This window comes from uncultured Campylobacter sp. (genome assembly GCF_937997465.1).
GTDB lineage: Bacteria > Campylobacterota > Campylobacteria > Campylobacterales > Campylobacteraceae > Campylobacter_A.
The window spans coordinates 1-23,972 of record NZ_CALKTQ010000062.1; the positions used below are offsets into that span (position 1 = coordinate 1).

General features: G+C 44.6%; 25 protein-coding genes. 14 read left to right on the top strand and 11 right to left on the bottom strand.

Annotated elements, in window-relative coordinates:
* Positions 1 to 1,880, top strand: a 1,880-nt coding sequence (locus Q0546_RS01750) for a GGDEF domain-containing phosphodiesterase (RefSeq protein ID WP_298789974.1), incomplete at its 5' end; no start/stop codon positions are given.
* Positions 1,881 to 2,505: 625 nt separating this feature from the next.
* On the opposite strand, the gene hisG is transcribed toward Q0546_RS01750, so the two are convergent.
* The 5 genes from hisG to Q0546_RS01775 are packed head-to-tail and all read right to left on the bottom strand — an operon-like array spanning position 2,506 to position 5,626.
* Positions 2,506 to 3,114: an ATP phosphoribosyltransferase gene (hisG, locus tag Q0546_RS01755; RefSeq protein WP_002948222.1), complete on the bottom strand. Its 609-nt coding sequence runs from the start codon at positions 3,112 to 3,114 to the stop codon at positions 2,506 to 2,508.
* On the bottom strand, positions 3,108 to 3,737 hold the full coding sequence (locus tag Q0546_RS01760) for a type III pantothenate kinase (RefSeq protein WP_298789978.1): 630 nt from the start codon (positions 3,735 to 3,737) through the stop codon (positions 3,108 to 3,110). Before Q0546_RS01760 ends, hisG begins: the two co-directional genes overlap by 7 nt.
* Positions 3,724 to 4,056 carry a hypothetical protein gene (locus Q0546_RS01765; RefSeq protein WP_298789980.1) on the bottom strand — a complete coding sequence of 111 codons (333 nt, stop codon included), beginning with the start codon at positions 4,054 to 4,056 and terminating at the stop codon, positions 3,724 to 3,726. Before Q0546_RS01765 ends, Q0546_RS01760 begins: the two co-directional genes overlap by 14 nt.
* The gene (locus Q0546_RS01770) at positions 4,053 to 5,063 is read right to left on the bottom strand and encodes an L-seryl-tRNA selenium transferase (protein ID WP_298789982.1); all 1,011 of its coding nucleotides are present in this window, start codon (positions 5,061 to 5,063) and stop codon (positions 4,053 to 4,055) included. The genes Q0546_RS01765 and Q0546_RS01770 overlap by 4 nt, the downstream gene beginning before the upstream one ends.
* A complete protein-coding gene (locus tag Q0546_RS01775; protein WP_298789984.1) occupies positions 5,060 to 5,626 on the bottom strand; it encodes a hypothetical protein in 567 nt (188 codons plus the stop codon). The genes Q0546_RS01770 and Q0546_RS01775 overlap by 4 nt, the downstream gene beginning before the upstream one ends.
* Positions 5,627 to 5,749: 123 nt before the next feature.
* Between Q0546_RS01775 and gatC the strand changes: the two genes are divergently transcribed.
* From gatC to Q0546_RS01820, 9 genes are read left to right on the top strand one after another with little or no spacing between them, the layout of a single operon-like run.
* Positions 5,750 to 6,037, top strand: coding sequence for an Asp-tRNA(Asn)/Glu-tRNA(Gln) amidotransferase subunit GatC (gatC, locus tag Q0546_RS01780; protein WP_298789986.1), 288 nt, complete (start codon positions 5,750 to 5,752; stop codon positions 6,035 to 6,037).
* An 11-nt stretch (positions 6,038 to 6,048) separates the two neighbouring features.
* Positions 6,049 to 7,164 carry a type IV pilus twitching motility protein PilT gene (locus Q0546_RS01785; protein ID WP_206159250.1) on the top strand — a complete coding sequence of 372 codons (1,116 nt, stop codon included), beginning with the start codon at positions 6,049 to 6,051 and terminating at the stop codon, positions 7,162 to 7,164.
* Positions 7,164 to 7,757 (top strand): CvpA family protein, encoded by a 594-nt coding sequence (locus Q0546_RS01790; RefSeq protein ID WP_298789987.1) that lies wholly within the window; start codon positions 7,164 to 7,166, stop codon positions 7,755 to 7,757. The genes Q0546_RS01785 and Q0546_RS01790 overlap by 1 nt, the downstream gene beginning before the upstream one ends.
* Positions 7,754 to 8,227 (top strand): Fur family transcriptional regulator, encoded by a 474-nt coding sequence (locus Q0546_RS01795; protein ID WP_171992834.1) that lies wholly within the window; start codon positions 7,754 to 7,756, stop codon positions 8,225 to 8,227. The genes Q0546_RS01790 and Q0546_RS01795 overlap by 4 nt, the downstream gene beginning before the upstream one ends.
* Positions 8,227 to 9,729 (top strand): lysine--tRNA ligase, encoded by a 1,503-nt coding sequence (gene lysS, locus Q0546_RS01800; protein ID WP_298790006.1) that lies wholly within the window; start codon positions 8,227 to 8,229, stop codon positions 9,727 to 9,729. Before Q0546_RS01795 ends, lysS begins: the two co-directional genes overlap by 1 nt.
* On the top strand, positions 9,729 to 10,973 hold the full coding sequence (locus tag Q0546_RS01805; RefSeq protein WP_298055912.1) for a serine hydroxymethyltransferase: 1,245 nt from the start codon (positions 9,729 to 9,731) through the stop codon (positions 10,971 to 10,973). Before lysS ends, Q0546_RS01805 begins: the two co-directional genes overlap by 1 nt.
* A complete protein-coding gene (locus tag Q0546_RS01810; RefSeq protein WP_002948243.1) occupies positions 10,973 to 11,515 on the top strand; it encodes a DUF1882 domain-containing protein in 543 nt (180 codons plus the stop codon). The genes Q0546_RS01805 and Q0546_RS01810 overlap by 1 nt, the downstream gene beginning before the upstream one ends.
* 9 nt (positions 11,516 to 11,524) lie before the next feature.
* Positions 11,525 to 12,454, top strand: a complete 930-nt coding sequence (locus tag Q0546_RS01815) for an SPOR domain-containing protein (RefSeq protein ID WP_298789990.1) — start codon at positions 11,525 to 11,527, stop codon at positions 12,452 to 12,454.
* Positions 12,451 to 13,266 carry a shikimate dehydrogenase gene (locus Q0546_RS01820; protein WP_298789992.1) on the top strand — a complete coding sequence of 272 codons (816 nt, stop codon included), beginning with the start codon at positions 12,451 to 12,453 and terminating at the stop codon, positions 13,264 to 13,266. Before Q0546_RS01815 ends, Q0546_RS01820 begins: the two co-directional genes overlap by 4 nt.
* Here the strand turns inward: Q0546_RS01820 and pyk are convergent.
* The gene (gene pyk / locus Q0546_RS01825; protein ID WP_298789994.1) at positions 13,242 to 14,696 is read right to left on the bottom strand and encodes a pyruvate kinase; all 1,455 of its coding nucleotides are present in this window, start codon (positions 14,694 to 14,696) and stop codon (positions 13,242 to 13,244) included. The two genes, Q0546_RS01820 and pyk, sit on opposite strands and share 25 nt — an antisense overlap.
* Before the next feature lie 79 nt (positions 14,697 to 14,775).
* On the opposite strand from pyk, the gene dctP reads away from it, so the two are divergent.
* Entirely contained in the window at positions 14,776 to 15,831 is a 1,056-nt protein-coding gene (gene dctP, locus Q0546_RS01830; protein ID WP_298789996.1) for a TRAP transporter substrate-binding protein DctP, read from the top strand.
* 272 nt (positions 15,832 to 16,103) lie between these two features.
* On the opposite strand, the gene recR is transcribed toward dctP, so the two are convergent.
* The 3 genes from recR to Q0546_RS01845 are packed head-to-tail and all read right to left on the bottom strand — an operon-like array spanning position 16,104 to position 18,581.
* Positions 16,104 to 16,676 carry a recombination mediator RecR gene (gene recR / locus Q0546_RS01835; protein WP_298789997.1) on the bottom strand — a complete coding sequence of 191 codons (573 nt, stop codon included), beginning with the start codon at positions 16,674 to 16,676 and terminating at the stop codon, positions 16,104 to 16,106.
* Complete coding sequence (locus tag Q0546_RS01840) at positions 16,660 to 17,913, bottom strand: ArsS family sensor histidine kinase (protein WP_298789999.1); 1,254 nt, start codon at positions 17,911 to 17,913, stop codon at positions 16,660 to 16,662. The genes recR and Q0546_RS01840 overlap by 17 nt, the downstream gene beginning before the upstream one ends.
* Positions 17,910 to 18,581 carry a response regulator transcription factor gene (locus Q0546_RS01845; RefSeq protein WP_002948262.1) on the bottom strand — a complete coding sequence of 224 codons (672 nt, stop codon included), beginning with the start codon at positions 18,579 to 18,581 and terminating at the stop codon, positions 17,910 to 17,912. The genes Q0546_RS01840 and Q0546_RS01845 overlap by 4 nt, the downstream gene beginning before the upstream one ends.
* Before the next feature lie 161 nt (positions 18,582 to 18,742).
* Between Q0546_RS01845 and dnaJ the strand changes: the two genes are divergently transcribed.
* A complete protein-coding gene (gene dnaJ, locus Q0546_RS01850; protein ID WP_298056523.1) occupies positions 18,743 to 19,915 on the top strand; it encodes a molecular chaperone DnaJ in 1,173 nt (390 codons plus the stop codon).
* A 13-nt stretch (positions 19,916 to 19,928) separates the two neighbouring features.
* Positions 19,929 to 20,627, top strand: coding sequence for a tetratricopeptide repeat protein (locus Q0546_RS01855; RefSeq protein ID WP_298790001.1), 699 nt, complete (start codon positions 19,929 to 19,931; stop codon positions 20,625 to 20,627).
* Positions 20,628 to 20,858: 231 nt separating this feature from the next.
* Here Q0546_RS01855 and uvrC read toward each other — a convergent pair whose 3' ends face one another.
* Together uvrC and Q0546_RS01865 are read right to left on the bottom strand one after the other, a co-directional pair.
* Positions 20,859 to 22,673, bottom strand: coding sequence for an excinuclease ABC subunit UvrC (gene uvrC, locus Q0546_RS01860; protein ID WP_298790008.1), 1,815 nt, complete (start codon positions 22,671 to 22,673; stop codon positions 20,859 to 20,861).
* 55 nt (positions 22,674 to 22,728) lie between these two features.
* Complete coding sequence (locus tag Q0546_RS01865; protein ID WP_298790002.1) at positions 22,729 to 23,211, bottom strand: hypothetical protein; 483 nt, start codon at positions 23,209 to 23,211, stop codon at positions 22,729 to 22,731.
* A gap of 137 nt (positions 23,212 to 23,348) precedes the next feature.
* Between Q0546_RS01865 and nhaD the strand changes: the two genes are divergently transcribed.
* Positions 23,349 to 23,972, top strand: a 624-nt coding sequence (gene nhaD, locus Q0546_RS01870; RefSeq protein WP_298790004.1) for a sodium:proton antiporter NhaD, incomplete at its 3' end; no start/stop codon positions are given.

Consider the following 23,972-nt stretch of genomic DNA (forward strand, 5'->3'; position numbering starts at 1 on the left):
TGCCGATCGCCGTACTCGTGATCTGCTCGTGTCTGGCTATGGGTTTTATATTTTATAAAAAACTACAAGACTCCTCCAACTATATCTCAAACGTCGATATACAGAGCAAGGTGGAGTCTTATATGAACATATTGCAAATGATTTATAAAGACGTGGCAAAGCGCGACGTAGAGGAGTTTCAAAGATATAGCGAATTAGCAAATTCTATCCCGTCGTGGATGGTGAAGCAAACAGGCGAAAAAAATGAGCTCATCATCCTAGCTAGCTCACAACAACCAAGCTTAATCGGGGAAAATTTACCCTATAAATTTTGCGGTATGGACGCCAATGCGCACGCAGAGTTGGCTCGCAACGGTGCCTATAAAAGTATAAAACTAATCCCAGACAATAAAGCCGAGATCTGCTATTTTAAAAATATAGACGGCGCGATAATAGGCTACAATATGGTTCAAGGCGTTAAAATTTCCGGTTTTGACGATCCGCTTTTTGCGCAGTGGTTTATCGTGAATATGAAAAATACATTTATCGTAACGAGCGTAATGGTGCTTATTTGTATTTTTCAATATTTGCTTTTTTATAGAAGTATAAGAAATAATCAAGTCTCCCTAATGAAAACTAATGCCAAGCTCGTAGCCAATAATGCCGAGATGCAAAAGCGGCTTTATAGAGATTCTCTTACGGGTTTGCCTAATAAAACAGCTCTGGAGCGTGATCTGGAGGCGATGAAAAGCCCTAAAATCATCATTGTGGATATCGACGAATTTAGAAAAATGAATAACTACTTCGGCACTGCAGTTTGCGACAGAATTTTAGTACGAATGACGCAAATTTCGCAAAAATTCGCAGATGATAATAATATGGCGGTTTACCGAGTGGGGCCCGATCAGTTTGCGTTTATCGAGGATGCGGCGTTTTTTATCGATAGGTATGAGGATTTAGCTACCGAGCTTTTGGATAATATCAAAGGCCTAGTCGTCGATATCACCGCACTTGACGGCGAGCAAAGCGAGATAGAGATACACTGCACGGTGGGCTTTGCGCTTGATGAGACCGATACGTTTAAAAAGGCGATGGTGGCGCTTGAGTTTGCTAAACAAAGCGGAAAGGACTATTTTTGCTACTTTAAAAACATCGACGATACGCCGCAATACGCCGAGCAAATCACTCGCTCAAATATGATACGAAACGCTATCATAAACGATAGGATCGTGCCGTTTTATCAACCGATATTTAATAAAGAAAAGCAAATCGTAAAGCACGAAACTCTAATCCGCATCCAAAACAGTAACGAAATCATCTCTCCAAGCGTCTTTTTGGAGGTTTCAAAGCGCATCAAACGCTATACCGATATCGAAAAAATGTTGATCGAAAAAAGCTTTAAACTAATTGCCGATAGGCCCGACGCCGTAATCTCTGTAAATTTATCCGGGCGCGATATGACCGACGGCGACGTAAGTGTGTTTATCATCGAAAAATTAAATAAATACAAAGTTGCCGGACGCGTGATATTTGAAATACTAGAGGATGAAAACATCGAAAATATCGAGCGTATCGGAACATTTATCGAGCGCGTGCGCAGGATGGGCGTCAAGATCGCTATAGACGATTTTGGCTCTGGCTATAGTAACTTCTCTTACATCCTAAAACTAAAGCCCGACTACATAAAAATCGACGGCTCCATCATAAAAAATATAGACACGAGCGAGGACTCTCGCGCGATAGCCGGCGCCATCATCGCCTTTGCTAAAAAGCTCGACATCACGGTAATAGCCGAATTTGTCCGCTCAAAAGAGGTGTTTGATGCATGCGTAGAACTTGGCGTGGACGAGTTTCAGGGCTTTTATCTGGGCGAGCCTAGAGATAGCCTTTATGAGGATTAAAATTTAACTGCGACGCTATTTTGTCGGAGGCTTTAATCTTTTGCCGTCTTGTAAATTAGCCTTGATTTTTTGATGAATTATCGCCGATTTTTATATCATTTTAACTTTCAATAAAAACAATAATGTCTCTTGCGGAAATTTTAAAGCGGACCGGTTTTTGTAAATAAACTACCAAGTAAAGCTTTATAAAATGAAATCTCGTTGAGTAATTGCCGAATTTATGCACTTGACACGTTTTAGGGCCTGCTTCATTAACTTTTGTAATTATTTATGGATCAATTGCCTTCTTGTGTTTGTACTAAGTTTGGTTTAGACTTTTGTTTTTGCGACAGCGGCGTCAAATTTGACTTTAATTTTTATTGGGTTTTGGCGCTTCCTGTTTGATTACGAAAAAGCATCATATCGCGCAAGGATAAGATTTGTCCATGCGCCCAAAAAGCTAAGTATATTTGGTTTTTGTAGTTTGGCTTGCGAGCTTTGTATGGTTTAAATTTTATCAAGATTGATCGCCGAGTATTGTGATTAAAAACTATCAAATTTCAAGATATTTTTTACAGAAATAAAAAAGCTAAATTTAGCGACCTGCATCGTAAAGATGCAGGTTAACTCGACTTACAAATTTAGCTTAAATTTGCGCTTTGATTTTTTCGTAAAGCGATAAAATTTCGTCTTTTTTGATGATAAAGCTATTTTTATTTGCGATGAGGTGCGCGGAGCTGTGCATGATGGTCTCGGCGACTCTAAGCCCGTTTTGTTTCATTGTAGTGCCAGTTTCAACGACGTCCACGATCGCGTCGGCGAGCCCGACCAGCGGCGCTAGCTCGATCGAGCCGTATAGTTTGATGATCTTTAGCGCGGTCGCCTTTGCGGCAAAATAGTTGCGCGAGATGTGCGGCATTTTGGTGGCAATCTTTAGCTCTGGTGCGTTTAAATTTAACTCCTCGCCCTCTTTTATGCCCACGCAGACGCGGCATTTACCGATCTTTAGATCAAGTAGGCGCACGACGTCAGGACGGTGCTCTTCAAGCACGTCAAGACCCACCACGCCGATATCTGCGGCGCCGTTTACGACGTAGGTCGGGATGTCTTGGTTACGAACCATTAGAAATTTAAAATCACCCTCGCTCATTAGCAGTTTTCTGTCCTCAAACTCAAACGAGCTTTGAAAAATTTTCCTAAAAATCGCGAGAGTTTCGTCGGCGATGCGGCCTTTTGGCAAAGCAACCGTTAGCATAAGATGTCCTTTTTTTGTTCGATTAGTTTTTGCATCCCGCGAAATACGAGCATGCGGTCGTAGATACTCGTGGTAAAAAAGCGCGATAAAAACTCGCCGTCGCCGCCCGTGAAGTAGATTTTCGAGCCGTTTGCCATGTTTTCTATGAGAAGCAGGATCGGTTTGATGATGCCGTAGCTCACCGCGTCGGTCGTTTTTTGCGGGAGTGCGTCGAGGTCGATCTGCGAATTTAGCGAGATTTTTAGCCTAGGCGAAATTGCTTCGCAAGCTTTTAGGATGTGCGAAATGCCGGGCACTATCGCGCCGCCAAGGTGCATAGAGTCCATCATAACGTCTATGGTTACGGCACTACCTGCATCGACAATAAGACCGTTTTTTACGGCATAACAGCTAGCCACGCGGTCGATACCAAGGCCTTTATAGATAGTATCTAGTTCAAAATAGGGCTCCAAATTTACGAATCTGGGCGAATTTTGTAGCCTTTTAGTTACTTCATCGTTTACGCTTATGAAATAAATTTTTTCGTCGCTCTTAAAATATTTAAAATTTTCAATCCTGATTTTGATTATTTTGCCGTTTTCAAAAAAGGTGGCGTTAGTGTTGCCTACGTCACATAGAGTCATTTTTGTAGCCGTTTTCTTTCATTAAATTTGCGGTTTTTGAACAGATATCAGAGCTGTAAAAAATAGCTTTTTTCTTAAAATTTACGCCTGTTTGCTCAGCGATTTTATCAGCTATTTCATTAATCGCTTCAAATTCTTTGCTTAAAAATCTAGCCTTTGCGCTGCGAAAAAATAAAAGCATATAAAATCCCTTGATATCGACGCCCGTAAGTGCGACAAGGGTCTTTTTTTTAGTAAATTTATCAAGCTCAACCCAGGTTAGATTTTTTAAAATAATCTTTTTGGCTTCCAGAACTTGATAAATTTCTTGCTTCGTCATTTAAGCTCTAAGCTGTAATCGTCGTAGAAAAATTCTTTCGCTCCGGCGAAAATTTGGCTCTCAACCTCGTCTGAAAGCTCGTAAATTTTGGCATTGTCGAGCGCTAGATCTGTCTTGATGAGATATCCTGTTTTTTCCATTATATAAAGCGAGCCGTTATAGACGGTGGCGCTTGAAAAGATGGCGAATTTAAAATATACGTCTTTGATTTGTTTCAAATTTAGGTCGCTAAGCACGATTTTGCCGTCTTTTAGCAAGATATATACATATTCGCCGTTTATGACGATGTCTTTTATCTCGCCGTTATAGTAAACCGTTTTTTCCGGATTTATCGAGACGATACGCTTGCCTGTGGCGGCTATCATCGTGTCGTTTACGACGTTGAGCGAGATGATGTTGTTAAAAAACTGCTCGCTACTCACAACCACGTCACGTAAAATTCGGCCTTGGTTTTTATCCGCGATCATGATCTTACCGTCAAGCGTAGGAAATATAACGAGCGAGCTCATAAATAACGGCGCAGCGACGCGAGAGTCCTGCGCATAGACGTTTGAGCTTTCAAACTCGAGCAAAGTATCGTTTGTTGCAATGTCGATGAGATATATGGCATTGCCCGCGCTTAAAAGGGCTAGTTTATTATCTTCTAGAGCGGCTGAAACGATTGCTTCATTGAAGCTTCTTTGAAATAAAATTTCGTTTGAGCTGTTTGCAACGATCAAATTTCCATCCAAATCGGAGCTGATAAATTTACCGTCGGCGGAATTTAACAAGGTTGCACCCTTTGGCAGCTTTATCTCGGGCGAGAGTAGGCCGTTTTTAGTTATCGCCATACCGTTTTTTAGCACCGCTCCGTTTATGCTCGCCGTCGCGATGCTAGCCGGCAGCCTGTTTTCTGAAATTTTTTCATTTTGCACATCGGTCGGTTCGAAATACTGCCTTTTTGTACTGCATCCGCCGAGTACCGCGACGCAGAGTGCAGCCGCTAAAATAGCTTGAAATTTTCTCATTTTGCATTTCCTTGATAGTGTTCTAAATTTTTGACGATGGATTGAAGCTGAGAATTTAAAGGAACCTTTTTAAATTCGTTTTTTGCTTCGTCGATTTTATTTTCTTTCATTAGCTCATACCCTCTAATAACGGCCTTATATGAAGTCAAAATTTGACCGCTAGGCTCGTTTATCTGGGATTTTACGATATCTTTTAAAAGCGGATCTATTTGCTCGTTTGCTAGCGATTTTAGCGCGTTTGTGTCGTTGTTGTCAACCGCTCTTTTAAACTCGTAAAGCGCGTAAAGCGAGGCGTCTTTTTGTTTTAGTTCGGCTTTTGCTTGCTCGTCTTTTGGATTAAGTATCAGTTTTGCATATGCGGCGTTTGCGGCTTTAAACTCTTTTTCTTTCAAAGCGCCGTTTATATAGTATCCCGCCGCGCCGATCACGCCTAAGGCGAGCGCACCGATGATAATTTTTTTATATTTTTTAAAAAATCTTTCGCTTTTGATTATGTTTTCTAAAAATTGTTCTTGAGTATTTAACTCTTCCTTTATAGAATCAATATCATCTTTGATGGCCAAGTTTGTTCCTTAAATTTTAGTTATTGAAAGTTCGTAATTGTAGCATAATAAATATAAAACAGCATAAAAATCAAGGCAAATTGTGTTATAATGCGGAAAATTTTAAAAATTTGACGAGGTTTTATGCAGATAGACGATACTTTATTAACCAAACTTGAAAAGCTTAGTTCGCTCAAAGTCGAGAGCGACAAGCGAAGGGAAATCGAAGGTCAACTCAGTGAAATTTTGAGCTTTGCGGGTATACTAGACGAGCTTGATCTAAGCGCTTCTCAAGCGGTAGTAAGCTCTAGAGAAGGCGGAACTCCGTTAAGAGAAGACGTAAGCGTGAGCTCTGACGTGATAGAAACTATACTTAAAAACGCTCCAATGAGTAGCAAACACTTCTTTGTCGTGCCGAAAATTATAGAATAAGGAAATTTTATATGGAGCAAATAAGGCAAGAAACTCAAAATGATAGTTTAGAGCCCAAGAAAATAGACGTAAGCTTGGAGACGTTATTAAAAACGGTCGTACACAATAAGGCCAGTGACTTGCACCTTGTCGCAAGAAGCGAGCCGCAGATCAGAATAGACGGAACTTTGAGGCCGCTTGAGCTCGGCGTGCTAAAGGGGCACGATATACAAGATATCTGCTATGCGCTCATAACCGACGTGCAAAAAAGCGATCTTGAGGAAAATAGGGAGCTTGACTTCGCAATAGAGCTTCCCGGCGTCGGACGTTTTAGGGGCAACTATTATTATACTATGAACGGCGATTTGGCTGCCGCATTTCGTATTATTCCGACGGATATTCCGTCTCTTGACGACCTTAGAGCGCCTGCTATTTTTAAAGAAGTGGTAAAGCGCGAAAAGGGACTAATTTTGGTCACCGGACCTACAGGTAGCGGTAAATCGACGACGCTTGCCGCGATGCTAAACGAGATAAATTTAAACGAAAGAAAGCATATTATTACCGTAGAAGATCCTGTCGAGTTCGTACATACGAATAAAAAAGGTCTTTTTTCTCATAGAAACGTCGGCGTGGATACCAAGTCTTATGCCAAGGCGCTCAAAAGCGCGCTTCGTGAAGACCCTGATATTATTTTGGTGGGCGAGCTTCGAGACAGAGAAACGATATCTACGGCTATTACGGCAGCAGAGACTGGCCACTTAGTATTTGGCACGCTGCACACAAACTCGGCTATTCAGACTATCAACCGTATCATAGATAGCTTTGAGGGCGGCGAGCAGCTTCAGGTACGAAATATGCTCTCGGTTTCGTTAACGGCGGTTATATCGCAAAGCTTACTTCCAAAAATAGGCAGCGGACGACTTGCTATACACGAAATACTAATTAACAATAACGCTATCGCAAACCTTATTCGAGAAAACAAGGTGCATCAAATTTACTCCCAAATGCAGCTAAACCAACAAGTAACCGGCATGATGACACAAACGCAGTCTTTAATGAAAGCTATTAGAGCAAATCAAATCACGAAAGAAATGGCGATGAGATATTCAACCAATCAGCAAGAACTCGCGCCATTGTTAGGTATGTAATGGATTTTGTTACTCTATTTGACGTAGTCGTCGTTTCATTGGTTTTGATACTGGGTATAAAAGGCGTGATAAGCGGACTGATAAAGGAAATATTTGGCCTCATCGGTCTAATCGGCGGTATCGTGGTGGCTAGTAGATTCGGTATTAGAGTCGGTCATCTGATAAGTGATAATGTTTATAAAATAGAGGGCGATTCTATTTTATTTTTTGCTGGATTTTTAACGACGCTTATTGTATTCTGGATACTTTGCTTGGGTATCGGCGCATTTTTATCGAGATTAGTAGGGTTAAGCGGACTTGGATTTTTGGATAAAATGGGCGGATTTGTCATCGGGAGCTCTAAAATTTTCCTAGTTTTTGCAGTTTTGATGGTGACTATTTCAAATATTCAAGTTTTAAATAACAAAATAGAGCCGTATTTTAGGGGAAGTAAACTGTACCCGATTTTGCTGGATACCGGCAAATGGATAATGAATGTTAACGTAAAAGGCATATCAGGTGGCGTGGGAAATATCGAAACGCCGTTTGACGCATCTATGCAGGAGCAAAGACCAAATTTGGAGATAAATTCGACGATTAAGGAGTATAAATAATGATTGAGAATTTAGAATACGACGCGCTTCTTGAGAAATTTAAAAAAATTTTGAGAGATAATGGGCTAAAATACACGCAACAGCGAGAAGTTCTACTAAAGACGCTCTACAACAACGACGAGCACTTCACTCCGGAGAGACTTTATTTTTTCATTAAAGAGACCTATCCTGACTTAAATGTCGGCATTGCGACCGTTTATAGGACGCTAAATTTGCTCGAAGAGGCCGAGATGGTAACCTCTATCAGCTTCGGTTCGCAAGGTAAAAAATTCGAGCTTGCAACCAAGCCTCACCACGATCATATGATATGCCGCAGATGCGGAACTATCATCGAATTTGAAGACGCAACCATAGAAAAAAGACAGGCAAATATCGCAAAAGAACACGGGTTTAAGCTAACCGGACACATGATGCAGCTTTACGGAGTGTGCAAAGAGTGCAATGCCAAAGAGGCAAAGGGCGGCAAGTGATATTTGAAAATCAACTGGAGATCCAGAGGCTAGAGACCGCAAACGAGCTAAGAGATGCAGGCATAAATCCATATCCGCATTTTTTGCGCCGCGATATGGATATAACTAAATTTAGGCTCAAATTTAAACATATAATAGACACCGAAGAAAAGAGCGCAGAAGGTCAGCTAGTAAGCCTCGCTGGACGCGTTAAGCTCATCAGGGATGCAGGCAAGGCGATATTTGCCAACATCGAGGATGAGGACGGCAATCTCCAAATTTACTTTAGCAACAAGACGCTTGATCCGGACTGGTTTAAGGTTGTAAAGAAAAATATCGAAGTAGGCGACATTATATACGTGCGCGGATATGCCTTCGTCACGCGAACAGGCGAATTTTCGATGCACGTTAGCGAGCTAACTTTAGCATCAAAGGCTATTTCACCGCTTCCGGAGAAATTTCACGGACTAACGGATATAGAGACTAGATATCGCCAAAGATACCTAGATATGATAATGAATCCAGAGGTCAGAGCTGATTTTAAGCGCCGCTCGGTTATCGTTAGCACGATTCGCAGATTTTTCGAGGATAAGGGCTTTTTGGAGGTCGAGACTCCGATGATGCACCCGATCCCGGGCGGTGCTAACGCTAAGCCTTTCGTCACGTTTCACAATGCGCTTGGCGTGGAGAGATTTTTACGCATCGCGCCTGAGCTTTATCTAAAGCGGCTCATAGTGGGCGGTTTTGATGCCGTTTACGAGATGAATAGAAATTTTCGCAACGAGGGTATGGACTTAACGCACAATCCAGAATTTACCAGCATTGAGTTCTACTGGGCGTGGCATACTTATCACGATTTGATGGGGCTAACCGAGGAGCTATTTAACGTGCTTCTTGATAAACTAGATATGCCTAAAATCATCGAATTTGACGGTATGCAGATCGATTTTAGCAAGCCGTTTAAACGCATAAGCTACAAAAAAGCGCTCGTAGAAATCGGCGGTCTAGACGAAGCGATCATCGGCGATAAGGATAAAATTTTAGCTAAGCTCAAGGCTGACGGCTTTGAGGCAAACGCAAAGCTTGATTTAGGGCATTTGCAAGCCGAGCTTTTTGATAACTATGTAGAAAGCAAGCTAACCGATCCGACGTTTATCATAGACTATCCGATTTCGATCAGCCCGCTTTCTCGCAGAAGTGATGCAGATCCTAATATCGCGGAGAGATTTGAGCTGTTTATCGCAGGGCGCGAGCTAGCAAATGGCTTTAACGAGTTAAACGATCCGATTGATCAATACGGCCGCTTCGCTTCACAAATCGAAGCTAAAAATGCAGGAGACGATGAAGCTCACGAGATGGACGAGGACTATGTGAGGGCTCTTGGCTACGCGATGCCTCCGACTGCGGGGCAGGGCATCGGTATAGATAGGCTCGTGATGCTACTAACCAATAAAAAATCCATCCGCGACGTGGTACTTTTCCCGGCGATGAGACCGCAAAAAAACGAAACCAAGGAGAATTAATGAGTTTGCAAAGTTATGATAAAGAAATTTTTGATTTAGTAAATTTGGAATTAAAACGCCAATGCGACCACCTCGAGATGATCGCGAGTGAAAATTTTACCTATCCTGAAGTAATGGAAGTAATGGGCTCGGTTCTAACCAATAAATACGCGGAAGGCTATCCAGGCAAACGCTACTACGGCGGCTGCGAATACGTCGATCAGATTGAGCAGCTAGCGATAGATCGCTGCAAAGAGCTTTTTGGTTGCGAATTTGCAAACGTACAGCCAAACTCAGGCTCGCAGGCAAACCAGGGTGTTTACGGCGCGCTTTTAAATCCGGGCGATAAAATTTTAGGCATGGATCTAAGCCATGGCGGACACCTAACTCACGGCGCAAAAGTAAGCAGCTCTGGTAAAATTTATCAGAGCTTTTTCTACGGCGTGGAGCTTGACGGACGAATAAACTACGACAAAGTGATGGAAATCGCGCAAATCGTAAAACCTAAGATGATCGTGTGCGGCGCGAGCGCATATACTCGCGAGATCGAATTTAAGAAATTCCGCGAGATAGCTGACGCCGTCGGCGCTATACTCTTTGCCGATGTGGCGCACATCGCGGGCCTAGTCGTAGCTGGCGAGCATCAGAGTCCTTTTCCGCACTGCGACGTGGTGAGCTCAACTACGCACAAGACCCTTCGCGGACCTCGCGGCGGTATCATTATGACAAACAACGAAGAGTACGCTAAAAGGATAAATTCGTCTATTTTCCCTGGCATTCAGGGCGGACCGCTCGTTCACGTTATCGCGGCAAAGGCGGTAGGTTTTAAACATAACCTTTCGCCTGAATGGAAAATTTACGCCAAGCAAGTCAAAGCAAACATCAAAAAGCTAGCCGAAATTTTAGTAAAACGTGGCTTTGACCTAGTTAGCGGCGGTACGGATAATCACCTGGTTTTAATGAGCTTTTTAAATCGCGAATTTAGCGGTAAAGATGCCGACATCGCTCTTGGAAACGCAGGCATAACGGTAAATAAAAATACGGTTCCAGGCGAAACTAGAAGCCCGTTTGTTACAAGCGGTATCCGCATCGGAAGTCCGGCGCTTACGGCTCGCGGCATGAAAGAAGCGGAATTTGAGATCATCGCAAACAAAATCGCCGACGTGCTAAGCGATATCAATAACGCAGCGCTTCAAGAAAAAGTAAAAGCCGAACTAAAAGAGCTTGCGGGCAAATTTATCATCTATGATAAGGCGACTTATTGATGCAGAGCATAGACACCGCGCTAATCAAAATGAACACGAGCCACTACTGGATCAAACGCGATAATATCGTAAGTAAGATTGAGTACAAGGGACGGACGTTTTTCAACAAATTTGAGCTCATAAATGAGCCTCTAAGCTATCAGGTGATAAAAGATCACGACGAGGGCAAGATCACTGTCGCGCACTCGCTGATACTGCCTGGCGACAAGGTAGAAAATATCGTCTTTGACTACAACGGCAGGATGCCTGAGCGCTTTTGGCACCGTGCTCAGCTTTTGCTCCGCGAGGAGGGATTTATAAATTTTACCGCCTACGAGAGCAAGACACCGGGACACTTGCACCTTTATATACACAAAGGGCACACGACGCTAAATGAGGGCTATCAGATAGCGAATAAACTATCTATGTTGCTTAGTTCGCGTTTGGTTAAAGAGTGGAGAGTGTTTCCGACGATGGAGTTACCGAAAGAATTTAATATCTTGACGTTGCCGTACAAAGTTTATCAAAAAGAGCGCGGCGCAAGCTGGTCAAAACATATGTAAGGAGTGAAAATGGAATATAACGAGCTAAGAGACATCATGCTTGATAATAACGAGGATAAAAAGAGCAAAAGCGTTAAGAGGATACTCATCCTCGTCGCAGTTTTTGTCATCATCTTTTTAGCTGTTCTCATCGTGATGAAATTTTTAAATTCCTCCGAAACTAACGATCAGATTGCACAAACTGATTCTAGGCTGGTTTTGCCGCCTGAGCCAGATAATACGCGAAGTATCCCTCAGCAAGTGAGCGTGCCTGCTACGCCGCCTAACGAGCCTGCGCCGCAAGTAGCACAAGCTAACGTCTCGCCAGTCGCTCCACCGCCTCCTCCGTCCGAGCCTCAGGCGCAGCAGCCAAATCCCGCCTTTGAGCAGGTGCCTATCGTGCCTGAAAACAAAGGCCAAGATAGCTTTGAGGATATGGTAAAAGCGCTTAAGGAAAAAGAGGATAAAAGGCAGCAAGATGCAGGCGCGACAGCTCCTACGCCGACCGAGTCTTCTACTATACAAGGTGCTTTAAAGCAAAATGACGCTCCAAGCGCTCAGCCAGGCGAACCAAAAGCCGAGCCTAAGCAACACGTAAACGTAGTAAAACAAAAAGAGCCTAAACAAGAAAAACCTGTAAAACAGCCTAAAAACGATGCAGCTAAAGAAAAACAAGCAAAACAAAAGCCGGCTAAACAAGCTCCTGCAGCTAGCGGCGGCGATGCTCACAGCGGTAGTTACGTGCAAGTTTTCGCCGTTAAACACTTTAATGAAAAAGCGCCTGAGCTTGGCAAACTAAAAGCCGCAGGATACGCCTATAAGCTATACAGGACGAATGTAAACGGCAATGAAATCATCAAGGTTCTAGTCGGCCCTTATAGCGGCGAGCAGTTAAAAAGCGAGCTTGCTAAAATCAAGCAAAGTGCCGCTCCAAACGCCTTTATCGTAAATATAAAATGATGGTTTTTGCCGTTTTTGGCAACCCTATATCCCACTCCGTTTCGCCGAGACTACACAACCTAGCTCTCGGCGAGCTTGGTCTATCTCGCGAAGCCCTCTATACTCGATACGAGTTAGCGGACGGCTCGCAACTCATCTCTAGATTTAAAGAACTAAAACTAAGCGGCGCAAACGTCACAGTACCTCACAAAGAAGCCGCGCTCGCGCAGTGCGACGCTCCAGACGAAACGGCTGCTAAAATCGGCTCCGTAAATACTCTCGTAGCTCGCGGCGATAAAATTTACGGTTACAATACCGACGCGCCCGGATTTTTACGAACGATAGAGAGTTTTGGACATATAAATTCAGCTCTCATTTTGGGTGCTGGCGGAACGGCTAGAGCGGTCGCATATGCGCTAAAAAGCCGCGGCGTGCGAGTTTGCGTGCTAAATAGAAGCGAGGAGAGGCTGGCAAATTTTGCTGAATTTGAAAAATTTAGCTGGGCGAATTTTGGCAAATTTAATGGCAGCAAATTTGATCTCGTCATAAATACGACCTCGGCAGGGTTAAAAGATGAAAATTTGCCTGCACCGATCGAGATTTTGCGTCCGATTTTTGATGAAAGCAAATTTGCCTTTGACGTTATTTACGGCAAGAAAACGCCTTTTTTAAATTTAGCCGCCGCTAGCGGGCTCGCGCATAAAGACGGCTCAGAGATGCTACTTTTTCAGGCGGTTTTAGCGTTAAATTTATTTTTTGAGGGCTCGCTTGACGAGGCCAAAATTGAAGCCTCGATGCGAAAAGCCCTCTATTTATCGGCTTCTTCTAGATAATAATCTATCTGAGCTTTTCTTAAAATTCTAATCAAATCAGAGCTGCCCGCTACTCCCGTCGGATAGCCAGCGGTCATGATGTAGCTTTTGTCGTCTTTTATATAGCCTTTTTCGACTGCGGCTTTGATCGATTTAGCCATCAGTGTATGCAGTCTTTCTTCTTTTTCTATTACAAACGCAGCCGTTATGCCCCAGCAAAGAGTCAGCCTATACGCGGCCTGCTCGTTGTGCGTTATGGCGATGATATCTATATCGGTGCGGTATCTGGCTAGTTTTGCCGCCGAGCCACCAGATGAGGTTAGCGCGATTATGCCGTCTACTTTTAGCGCGGAGGCGAGCCTGGCAGTACTAGATGCGATCATATCGGTATCGTCGTAGCGGTCAAAATCAAATTTGTTAAAAGGATAAATTTGCTGTGTTTGGATTATAGTGTTGCTCATCGCTTCTACGACGGCGACGGGGTTTATGCCGACCGCGCTTTCTTCGCTTAGCATGACCACGTCGGTGCCGTCTAGTACGGCGTTTGCCACGTCGCTGATCTCGGCTCTAGTTGCCGTTTCGTGCTCGGCCATACTTAGCATCATCTGCGTGGCGGTAATGACCGGCTTAACTGCTTCGTTTGCTTTTTTAATGATGAGCTTTTGTATCGTCGGCACCTTATAGTACGGCACCTCGATACCTAGATCTCCGCGAGCAACCATCACGCCGTCGCTGACCTCGATAATCTCGTCGATATTTTCTACTGCGTCAAATTTTTCTATTTTGGCGTAAATTTGAGCTTTGGAGCCAAAGCCCTTTAGGATTTCTCTAGCTTTTCTTATGTCGTTTGCGTTTTGTACGAAAGAGATCGCGATGAAATGCACGCCGTTTTTGGCGCCAAATTCCAAATCTTTTAAATCTTTAGGCGTGATAACTTCGATATTAAGCTTGGTATTTGGGAAATTTACGCCTTTGTTCGATCGGAGTATCCCGTCGTTTTCTACTACGGCTTCTACTTTTTGGGTGCTTGCTTGCGTGATTTTGGCGCGAATTTGTCCGTCGCATAGGTATATGTACTCGCCCGTTTTTAGAGCGGCTAAAATTTGAGGCTGATTTATGCAAAGCTTATAGTGATTTTCGTCTATTTGCTCGCCGATTATTTCATCTTTTACGAAGATTAGCGTATCGCCGATTTTTAGTTTAAATTCACTTCTGTCTAGCTTGCCGACTCTTATTTTAGGGCCGCAGATATCCTGAAATATGCCTATTTTTTGCCCGAGTTTCGCCTCTACTTGCCTGATTTTATTGATATTTGATTTATGGTATTCGTGCGTGCCGTGGCTGAAATTTAGCCTAAAAGCATTGACTCCGGCTAAAACTAATTGCTCCATAACCTCTATGGATTCGCTGGCTGGTCCGACCGTGGCTAGGATTTTGGTTTTTTTGTTCATGGATACCCCTTTTTGCGCAATTTTACCAAATTTTTAAAAAAAATAAGTATAATCGGCCAATTTATTTTAAGGAGCAAAAATGAAAAAGTTTTTAGCGGTTTTGGCTGCTTTCGGTTTAGCGCTAAGCGCGAACGCAGCGGACAAAACCTATAAGCTAAAGCTAGCTAGCACCTGGGAGAGCACGACTCCGGTTTTGGGCGACGCGGCGAAAGAATTTAAGCGCGTGGTCGAGACGCTAAGCGATGGCAGGCTAGAGGTGAGGATAGACTATCCGTCTAAGCACAAGGCGCCGTTTGGTATACTAGACTTCGTTAAGGGCGGTCAGTATGATATCGGCTATACTGCGTCTTATTACTATAAGGGCAAGGACGCAAACACTATGTTTTTTACCGCCGTGCCTTTTGGTATGACTGCTAGCGAGCTACGCGCATGGTATGAGTTTGGCGGCGGCAAACAACTAGAGGAAAAAGTTTACGATAAATACAACATCAAAGTCTTTAACGCCGGCGACACAGGCACGCAAATGGGCGGTTGGTTTAAAAAAGAGATCAAAAGCGTAGATGATCTAAAAGGCCTAAAAATCAGGATCCCTGGCTTTGGCGGCGAGGTGATGGCGCGAGTGGGAGCGACTATAAACACGATCCCGACCGGCGAGCTATATATGGCGCTAGAGATGGGCACTATCGACTCGGTCGAGTGGGTAAGCCCTGCGTTTGATATGGGTCTTGGTTTTCACAAGATCGCCAAATACTACTACACAGGTTGGCAAGAGCCGAGCGGCCAAACTCAGTTTTTCGTAAACAAAAAGACCTACGAGAAGCTACCTGCCGATCTTCAGGCTGTGATCGAGGCTGCGGCTAATCAAGTAGCCAGCATGCTAAATACGCGCTCGTTCTTTGATAACGCAGAATACTGGGCGAAGATGAAAGCGGAGTATCCTGATATCGAGGTTCGCTCGTTCCCGCAGGACGTCATGGACGCGCTTAGAAAAGCAAGCGACGAAATCCTAGACGAAGAGGCGGCGAAAGATCCGCTATTTAAGGAGATTTTGGACTCTCAAAGAGCGTTTTTAGCTAAAGCTCGCGAGTGGACGAAGATTTCCGAGTTCTCGTATATCCAAAAAACTACGAAGTAACTTCTCTCGCTCGTTTCGGGCGGCTTAAATTTACGGCCTTCGGGTCGTAAATTTCTCTTTTAAATTTTCTTTTTATTCTTTGTCGTGCTTGTAAAATTTGATTTTGAGGCTATGTGCTAAATTTTATCAATTTTGGCGGTGGGCTAAATTTGAGGCGGTTTATTCGTATGAAATGCGATGGAATTTTGTTCGCCCAATCTTAATTTTAGACCTGAGCTAATTTAAAAAGGTAGCGTTAAATTGATAAAAAATTTTGCGCACCCGACTTAAATTTACAGCTCAGTCCTGCTATCAAGCGCTTTCATAAGCGATAGAAGATCGATATTTTCGAGATTTACGCCTGTTGGTACGCCTTGGGCTATCTTGCTAAATTTAACGTCCAAATCGCTTAGCTTGTCCTCGATAAAAACCATCACCGCGTCGCTGCTAAGCCCCGGCGTGAGCGCGAAAATGATCTCAGTTACGCCGTTTTGGCGGATAATCTCGCGCAGTTTCTCGGTTTGCTCCGGCGTTATCTCCTCAAGCACAAAGTAGCGACCGCGGTAGATCGCGCTTTGCTCGAAAACCAGGATGTCTTTTGGGCTTTCTACGACGGCTAGCAGCTCTTTATCTCGTGTGTCGTCGCTGCAAATATCGCAAATTTCGTCCTCGCTAAGCCCGCCGCAAATTTGACATTTGCCCGTAAATCTCACGGCGTCCTCGATGCTTTGAGCGAGCTTTAGTCCGCCGAAGCTATCCTTTAGGCAGACGTGATAGGCGTAGCGCTGGGCGGACTTTTTGCCCACGCCAGGTAGCCGCTCAAAGGCCGCTACGAGTTCGTTAAATTTCTCAAGCCCTTTTTTCAACGCTTTCCTTTGGATTGGTACAAATTTTAAATGAGTGATAGCTGTCCTCGTATGAGTATTTTAGGCTAAATTTGTGCATACGGCAGATGTGGTCGATAATGTAAAGCCCTAGCCCCATGCCACTGCTTTTACTGCCCTTTTCGCGGATAAAGGCTTGCATGTAGTACTCGATAGGATTTTGTAGCGGTTGACCTAGATTTCTCACGACGATACCGTCCGCGTCGCAGATAACTTGCGCCTTTTTGTCGTCGGCGTATTTTAGGGCGTTATCTATGAGATTTTTGATCGCGAGCGAAAAGAGCCCGAAATCCACGCGTAGCAATATATCTCGGCGGATATCTACGCTCACTTTTTCTTCAAATTTATCGAGCATCAGCATGTCGCGCGCCTGATCAAGGACGTTTGAAAAGTACGACTCCTGATAGTTTAGCGCGTAGTTTTTGGATAGCAGCTGCTCGATCTTGCCAAACTCGTTTATGAGCATATCGAGACGCTCAAATATCGCTATCAAGCGGGTTTTGTGCGTAGGATTTTGCACCATTTCAGAGACTATGCGCCCCTTGCCGATCGGCGTTTTTAGCTCGTGCATGATCGTGCGTAAAAACAGCTGCCTAGAGCGCAAAAGCTCCCTGATTTTGCTAGCTGCGGCGTCAAATTCTATCGCGACCTTGGCGATCTCGTCGTCGGAGTCAGGTTTGGCGATATTTACGTCCATATTTCCGGCACCAAATTTCCTGATATCAGAGCTTAGTTTTTTAAGCGGCATCAGCGACTTCATCACCGAAACGTAGAGCGATACAAGAAGCGCCGTCGTGAGTATAAAGCCCACCCAAATCGGGTCATTTATGTTTTTCGTATCGTCGCTTTCGAGTAAAATTTGAAACGAAGGATTTTTGATCTGCAGATACAAACTATCCTGAAAAAGCAGCGACTGAAAGAGTCCCAGCTGCGTTTGCTTAGCAAAGACCGTCTTGCCCGTGCTTATGACGTTTGCGACGGTTTTGTCGCTTTTAACGTAGGTTAGTCCAAAATTTCTAAAATAATTAGTCAAATCGCTAGGCGGATTTGACTTTTCGTATGAGGCGATGAGGTAGTTTATCGCATTTAGCTGCTTGTTTTTTATCTTTTCTAGCGCGTTATCTAGCTGTATGCTCGCAAACGTGTAGAATAAGATACAAACAAGCGAAAACGCTAGTGCGAAAACTACCGAAATTTTCGTGGTTAAGGAGTATCTCATCCTATGAGTTTATAGCCTATTCCGCGTACCGAAAATATATGTTTAGGCGCTTTTGAGCTGTCGCCGATCTTGGTTCTTAGTCTGCCGATGATGACGTCTAGGCTCTTTGAGTCCTTGTCTTTTAGGCTCTTGCAGTTATAAACTAGCTGCTCGCGAGAGACTGAAAAGCTGTGCTGTTTGATAAGGTAGCTCAAAATTTCATACTCTGCCGGTGTTAGCGTTAGGCTTTCGTTGTTATAGTAGATTTCGTGTCTGCGCTCGTCTATCCTAAATAGCGTATCTACGACCTCTTCTTGCACTTCGTTGGTCTTTTTGTAGCGGCGGATTAGACTCATTATGCGCGCGTACATTTCCTTTGGATCGTACGGTTTTGGTAGATAGTCATCCGCGCCTAGCTGCAGGCCCACGACCTTGTCGCTGATGTCGCTGCGAGCAGAAGAGATGATGATAGGGATGTTGTATTTACTGCGGATCTCTTTGCACACTTCTAGGCCGTCCATGCCAGGTAGTGTAAGGTCTAGGATAAGCAGGTCGAAATTTTTCACTCCCGCACTTAGTCCCAAATAAGGATCTTCGAAATTTGTTACTTTTATATTAAAATCGCTCAAGTACTCGGATAGGATTTGCGCGAATTCCGGATCGTCTTCAATCATTAAAACATTAATCATTTTAAGCCTTTCAAATAGATTTAACGAAAATGATTATAACCAAAAAATGTTAAATTTTTTTTCCGAATTTACTATCCTCGTTTAAAATTCTCCCCCGCTTTGAATTTTTATAAATAATAAGATAAAATCACCCTTTAAATTTAAAAATTTTAGGAGATTTTGTGGAAATAGACTACTACGAAATTTTAGAAATCAGCAAAAATAGCGACTCTGAAACCATAAAAAAAGCATTTAGAAAACTAGCGCTAAAGTACCATCCCGACCGCAATCAAGGCGACAAAGAAGCGGAAGAAAATTTTAAAAAGGTAAACGAAGCCTATCAAGTGCTAGGCGACGAGGAAAAGCGCGCTATATACGATAGATACGGCAAAGCCGGGCTTGAGGGCAGAGGCGGCTTTAGCTCTAGCGGATTTAGCGCGGATTTTGATTTGGGAGATATCTTTAACTCGTTTTTTGGCGGCGGATTTAGCTCAGGCGCAAGCAGCCGCAAAAGAAGCAGCGACAAATATCCGCTTGATTTAGAGATAGCTCTTAGGATCAAATTTAACGAAGCGGTGTTCGGTGCTGAAAAAGAGATAGAATTTACGATCAAAAAGCCGTGCCAAACCTGCAAAGGCAGCGGCTCGAAAGACGGCAAAACGCACGTATGTCCGCACTGCGAGGGCAGGGGGCGGATATCGCAGCAAAGGGGCTTTATGAGCTTCGTGCAGGAGTGTCCGTACTGTAACGGCACGGGCGAAACGGTCAAGGATAGATGCTCTGATTGCGGCGGTAGCGGCTTTAAAGAGGAACGCCAAAGCGTCAAAGTAAATATCCCCGAGGGCATCGACGACGGCATGCGAATGCGCGTGAGCGAAAAAGGCAACGTCTCCTCAACTGGCGCCAGGGGCGATCTGTACGTGCATATCGAGGTTGAAGCCGACGAGCATTTCGTGCGCCATGAAAGCGACGTTTATATTGAGATTCCGGTATTTTTCACGCAGGCGATTTTAGGCGAGACGATCACGATCCCGACGCTAAAAGGCACGACCGAGCTAAAACTGCCAGTCGGCGCAAAAGATAAGCAGCAGTTCGTATTTGACGGGCTTGGCGTGAAAAACGTAAACAGCAAAAGATACGGCAGGCTCGTAGCTCAAATCTCCATAAAAACGCCAAAAGAGCTAACGGACGAGCAAATCTCTCTACTAAATCAGCTGCAAGAGAGCTTTGGTATCAAGGCGGGCAAGGCGAGCTACGACGAGGAAGAAGACGAAGGAATCTTGGACAAGATAAAAGGGTGGTTTAAAGGCGAAGAGGCCGATAGCAAAGGCAAGAAAAAGAGCAAAAAGGCGTAAATCTAGGTCAAATTTGCCTTTTGACGGGCACAATCTTTCGTCAAATTTACCGAGTCGTTCGGACTTAAATTTGCGCTCGCTACAAAACGGCGCGTCAAATTTGACATTAAAATGCAAGATGAATAAATTTATATTTTTAGCCGTTTTTACGGCGGTTTCTTTAAATGCGGCGAAGTGCGATACAAGCGGGCTGCAAAAAGATTGCGACGCGGGCGACCTTGAGAGTTGCGATAACTTGGGCCTTTCCTACATCGGCATCAAGCTTGAGGAGTGCGACCTGGGAAAAAACTACGAAAAGGCATTCGCGCTGTTTAAAAAGGCGTGCGACGGGAAGTACGTGCGAGCCTGCGTAAATTTGGGCGTCGCCTACCGCAAAGGCGAAGGGGTTAAAAAGGACGAACCAAAGGCCGCCGAGCTCTATAAAAAAGCCTGCGATAGCGGTTATTTGCTAGGTTGCGCAAATTTAGGCTCGCTTTATGAGCAGGGGCTTGGCGTCAAAAAAGACGCGCAAAAAGCGGGCGAAATCTGGCGCAAATCCTGCGAAGCAAAGGACGGGATGTCTTGCTTCAACCTCGGCGTGCTTTACTATAACGCAATGCTTGGCGAAAAAGACGTAACTAGCGCAAAAAACTATCTACAAAAGGCGTGCGCATACGGCTGGAGTGAGGGCTGCGAAGCCGCGGAAGCGATAGAAAAAGCCGCGAAACGCTAAATTTGATAAAATTTTATGTCGGTCGAAAGCGGTGCAAAATTCAATTTGCGCCGCAGATTATTTGCGCTCAAATTTGATTTTTATTTTACGCCAAATTTGACGGGTTGATTTGCGAATAACTACGGCGAAATTTACCCAAGAGCGGGGAGTTAAATTTGCTCTTTCAAATTTGACGAAAACAAACGCGTCAAATTTGGCTCAAATTTCAGGGCAAATTTTACAAAATAAGCTTCAAATTTCACTCTCTTTTAGCTGCTCGATCTTGGCTGCTACGCTCCTATTCGTCACCTTTTCTATTTCCTCGTTCGTTGCGGTCATTATCGCTTCAAAGCTACCGTAAAATTTAACTAGCTTTGCGATACTGCCCGCCGATACGCCCGCGTCTGCTAGCTTGCTAGCGCCCAGATCCTCCTTGCGCTTGGTTTTTTGATGAAAGGTAATGGCAAATCTGTGCGCCTCGTCACGAAGACGCTGAAAAAACTGTAGTCGTCTGTCGCCGACGGGCAATGTAAATACGCCGCTGCTAGCGTAAATTTTATCCCTCGCGCCGCCTTTTGCACGGTGGGCTTTGGCGTCTATTTTTTCTTTTGAGATGGCGAGTATATCGACGTTTGCGCCGCTGCTAGCGATGATATCCGAGGCGAGGTCTAGCAGCGCCTGGCCGCCGTCGATGAGCCAGAGATCGGGCGGACTAAGTTTATCAAACCGCAAAGCACGCTCTGTTAGCATCTGGCGCATCTGATCGTAGTCGTTTGCGTGGGAGAGGTGCATGTGGCGGTAGTGCTCCTTGGCGAAGTTTCCGTGCTCAAAGCGCACCATCGCGCCGACTGCGGCCGCGCCGAACATATGCGAGTTGTCGAAAGTCTCGATAGCGTACGGCGCGCAGGCTAGGCCAAAATACTCCTTTAGCTCGTCCAAAAACGCGTCGTCGTGGGTTTTTAGGTACTTTTGGATAAAGACCTGTGCGTTTGTTAGCGCCATCTCGCAGATGCGCTTTTTCTCGCCGATTTTAGGCACCGATATGCTAAATTTACGGCCGTGGCGAGCGGTTAAAATCTCCTCTACTAGACTTGCGTCCTCAAAGGCTTCTAGCGTGTAAATTTTAGCGCTCACGACTGGCGCGCCGGCCGGGAAGCTCTCTAAAACGATTTGCTTGTAAGCGTCGTTTAGATCGCCTTGCGAGCTCATTTTTGCGTTCGTGATGTTTTGATACACGCCGCTGATCTTGCCGCCGTGCACGCTAAAACGCACCGCGCAAAGTAAATTTTGCTCCGCGCCCACGGCAAAAACCTCAAAGTCCTCAAGCTTAGCCAGATCGACCTCGATTTTGACGTCTAGATCCTTGATCGCGTTGATTTTATCGCGCACGAGAGCGGCTTGCTCGTAGTTTTCGTTTTGGGCGTATTTGTTCATCAAATTTACGAGCTTTGGCAGCATAGAAAGCGGATTATTTAGCGCCGCGATCGCGCCGTCTACGACCTTAGCATAGTCTGCGGGCGAAATTTTGCTGATGAGCGGGGCCTCGGAGTAGCCGATCTGATAGGGCAGATAGGCACCCGTGGCTTTGAGCGCGCTTTTGCTTTGCACGAGTTTAAAGCTCAGCCTAAGCGCATCCAAAAGCTCGCGCGCGCCGCGAAAATATGGGCCGAAATACTTGACGTTTTTGCCTCGGACGATCTTGCGCGTGATCTCAAAGCGTGGGAAATCCTCGTCCAAATTTACGTAGATGTAGGGATAGGTCTTATCGTCGCGCAGCAAGATGTTGTATTTGGGCCTTAGTTGCTTGATGAAGGAGTTTTCTAGTATCAGCGCGTCGGCCTCGCTGGGAGTGACGATGTACTCGAGGTGTACGGCCTCGCTGATCATCTTGTGGATGCGCGGGCTGACCTTGGGCGAGGGGGCGAGCGCGGGCGTAAACGAAAAGTAGCTTTTAACGCGGTTTTTTAAAATTTTAGCCTTGCCGACGTAAAGAAGCTTGCCGGCCTTGTCGAAATACTGATAAACGCCTGGTTGGGCTGGCAGCGAGCGGATCTCGTCGATTAGCAAAATTTGACTCCCGCCGGTAAATTTGAGCTTTGGATTAAATTCGGCCAAATTTGATTCATCGCGCCCCGCTTGATTCTTTGGCTAAATTTTGCTTTATAGCAAGGCGGATCTTTTCAAATCCTTCAAAAATCCGCTCGCTTTTGGCTAAATTTACAAACTCGCCTTTAGCAGGCTCGGTGTAGGTAAAAATTCGCTTTTTTTCGTATGGGTTGGTCGCTTTTTTAAATTTTAAATGCTTTGTCACAAAAAATTTAACGTCCGTCACGCGAGCGAGCCTGCCGTCAAAATTTACGCTAGAATAGATTTTTAATAAGCCTTTTAACATTTTTATACTACTATCGCTTTTTAATTCCTGAAGTCCTAACGGATGAAACAGGGCGAAAAACAAAATGCCGTTTTTCTCGTAGCAAAAGGCGATGAGCCTGCGATGATTTAGGCTTAAAAGCTGTAAAAAATCTCCGCATTCGCTACGGTTTTTTAACTCTTTATAAAAAGGATTATCAACAATATGTCGAATAATAGTCTTAGCGTCTTTCATAAGGCGATTTTAGCATTTTTTTTGTTAATTTTTATAGCAGGCTGCGGCCACAAGGGTGATCCGTTCTACGAAGCGCCGTCCGAGCCCTCAAACAGCAAAACCGAAAAGATAAATAAACTATAAATCAAGGAGAGCAAATGAAGATCGTCGGACTTTTGAGTCTGTTTTTCGCTTTGGCCTTCGGTAGCGGCGACGCTGCGGGCGAGGCTTTAAATTTAACGACTACGTGGGTGGGTATCGCGAGCCTCATCATTTTCGTCGTGGGATATTTTTTCATCGCTACGGAGGAAAATTTTCACATCGATAAGGCTAAGCCGGCCATATTTATCGGCACTTTTATGTTCTTGCTTATCGGCTTTTATATGCTGGCAAACGGCCTAGACGTGCATTTGTTGCAAAATGAGGTAAATCACCTGATTTTAGAGATTTCGCAGATCGTATTTTTCCTCATGGTCGCGATGACATATATCGAGGCGCTTATAGAGCGAGACGTGTTTAACGCGCTAAAATACAACCTCGTCTCAAAAGGCTACACGTATAAAAGACTCTTTTGGCTAACGGGCGTTTTGGCGTTTTTCATTAGTCCCGTCGCTGATAACCTAACTACCGCTCTTATCCTTTCTACCGTTCTTTTAACGATAGATAAAAACAATACGAATTTCTTAGTAGCCGGCGCGATAAACATCGTCGTAGCCGCAAACGCAGGCGGCGCATGGAGTCCGTTTGGCGATATCACGACGCTAATGGCGTGGGCTGCGGGC